Here is a 2,919-nt window from a genome sequence, read left to right on the forward strand (position 1 = left end):
ATAGAGTTGATACTGCTAGATTGTCTTTGGTCAAGTCCAGAGGCATCATCACGACCAATACCAGCGATATCAAAATTGAATCCTGCACTAGCAGACACATCCCAAATGACAGTACCGTCACTATCAACGTAATCTAAGTTACCTTCTTCAATGACTCCAGCGGTGATAGTAGGTTCTAAAGTGATACCGTATTTAATGGCTAAGTAGGATTGTATTCTGTTACGTTCTTGAGTAGCATCAGCATCGTCTTTACGCGCTCTATAGGTAATGACCTCGGCAATACGTCCATCAAAACTTCCTTGCCAATACTGACTACGACCTAGCCAGAAGCGTTGCTCTCTTATTGTAGAAAAATCATTAGCGTCGTTAGTTACATCGCCAATTTGATTAGCGTTCATGTAAATTTCAATATCTGAATCCGAAGTATTATGTCTTGTATTAATAATTGCTATTTGGTTCATATTTATTGAGGAGTCAGTTACACCACGGCCAAAGCCAGGAAAAGGAGAACTTTGTGATGTTGAACCAACTGCATAACCAAATATTTCATTTGTAAATCTTGCAGAATAGTTGCCAAAGCCAAATCCAGTAACATCTTCTACATGAGAATTATTAGCTGTAATATCAAAGCTTGTAAAAGTATCTAATGGTATTGTAGAAGTATTTACAGGTGTGTCTGGTATGACTACCATAAAAATATCATCACTATTAAAACCAGCTGATCCTTCTAAAACTTCTCTGCCGTCCAGATAAGTCATATCTCCACTAGCAGTATTATTATCGTTTGTAAAATCAATTACAGGATTAAAATTGATATTTCGGGCTGTACTATTTCTATATACAGGTTCTTGACCAGAAGCAGTTGCTTCAGCATTATTACCCATACCAGTATCTATCCATTGAGAGACTAAAGCTCCATCTGTCCCAACCGTTGTACCATTTAACTTGTCGGCTTGAAGCCATAGACTTAAATCCGACGTTACTCCACCTGGACCAACAGTTGGAGAATTAAATGTAATACCAGTTATAGATATATTATCTACATAAATATTATCAGACGTATCACTAGCTTTTGATTGTATTCTAAAACGAACATCATTAGAAAAAGTATAATTACTTCTTAAGACAGTAGCAGTTCTTACATAGTAGTTTGTTGAACTAGTGCCCATTTGAAAATCTCCAGATTTATTAGCTGGTGATGTGTCTCCTGCTTTAAAACTTCTTAGAATTTGCCAGGTACCTCCGTTAGAACTATACTCAACAGTAAATGTTTCATTTAGCTCAAAACCAGATGCATAAAAGAAGAATTTAAAATCAACTTTATCGTAAGCAGTTATGTCTATTGACGGTGAACAAAAAGACGAACCGTTTCCAGAGTTTGCTCTAATGTTTAGACTATAATTATTATCATAAGAAGCGCCAGGATTGTTAACTCTTATGGCATTTGAACCTCCTGAAGACCAACCATTTAGTCCACTTTCGAAACTTTCAGTATATGGCAAAGTAATAGTGGCAGAACTACACGACAATGCTGCTGCGCCTATACCTCTTACATTAAAGGTATAAACACCTTCATCACTATCATTATTATTTATTGTAATTGTACTATTATAAGTTGCTGTACCAGAAGGAGTAAAGGTTATTGTCAATGTGGTTGATGCTCCTGGCGCTAAATTTGTTGATACAGGTGCGCTAACAACAAATTCTCCGGCACTACTCGTCCAAGAACTTAAGTTTAAATTGGCTAGTCCTAGGTTTTGTATGGTGTATGTATAAATAGCAGGAGTACCTGTATCGGTTGTTCCAAAATCTGTATTATCAAAAGTTGAAGGTGTTGTATCACCATCAACAATTGTTAAAGCATTACTCTGTATGTCTATTTCTGGCCTTGGAACATTAGAAAGTTGTACATCATCTATAGCCATATCACTAGTAAATTGAGGTCCAGTTGTACCATTAAATCGTATTACTATAGTTTGACCGAGATAATCTCTTAAGTCTACTTCAGCTAAAATCCATGCAGCACCGTTACTAGTTTGTGCTTCACCAGATCGTGACCATACTGGAGTTGAGAATGTCGCTCCATTATCTGTACTAACTTCCACATCTAGAGTTCCCATGTTTGTACCATACATATGGTAGTAAAAAGAGAAGTAAGCTGCGGATTCTGAGGTTAAATCAAAACAAGGGCTAATAAAATTAAATACTAAATTGAAATTATTAGTTGCTTCAGTGTACATGTAGTAGGAACCTCCATTGGCTCCGCTCGGACCAGTATTACTAGAAGGGGTGCCTCCTGTAAGTCGAGTCCAATCTCTATCATCAGTTGTAGTGTCTTGGCTCCAATTACCTAATCCTGATTCAAAACCTTCATTATAAGGATAAGTAGTAATAGTTGTTGAACATTGGCTAAACGTATTATTGGGAGCTAAAAAAACAAATAATATAAAAGCTAATGTCTTTACTAAGTAAGCATAATAAGTTTTCATAAGCGGCTAATTTTATAGTTTGGGACTATATTATTTCACAAACATATGTATCAACTCCATGAAATGCAAATAAATTCGACGAAATGCATATTATAATTAATTGATAATTAGACTTTTAGTTAAAATGTGTAATATTTAACTTACATATATAAAGATTTTTTATGAGATTACTAGTTTACTTAATTTTACCGTAAATGATTATATTATATTTTCCAAAAAGTACTGATTTTACTGTTGGTCTAAAAGCTTGAATATTAGCTTTTTAAATTAGTGTAAAAAAAAACACCTCCATAGAGAGGTGTTTTTTGTAGGATTTAAATTACAGGACTTAATCTATCAATATTTTTTTAGATACCGAACCGCTTACAGTATTTAATTTAATGATATAAGGACCAGAACTTAATTTCCCAACGTTGTATTCTGTTTGATT

The 2,919-nt window shown here is 34.6% G+C and carries 1 protein-coding gene; it reads right to left on the minus strand.

Annotated features, from left to right (window positions below):
* Nucleotides 1-2,489, minus strand: a 2,489-nt coding sequence (locus tag BUB95_RS14125) for a DUF8202 domain-containing protein (protein WP_143185619.1), incomplete at its 3' end; no start/stop codon positions are given.
* Between the last annotated feature and the right edge of the window lie 430 nt (nucleotides 2,490-2,919).

It is taken from the genome of Winogradskyella jejuensis, from assembly GCF_900129745.1.
Taxonomy (GTDB): Bacteria; Bacteroidota; Bacteroidia; order Flavobacteriales; family Flavobacteriaceae; genus Winogradskyella; species Winogradskyella jejuensis.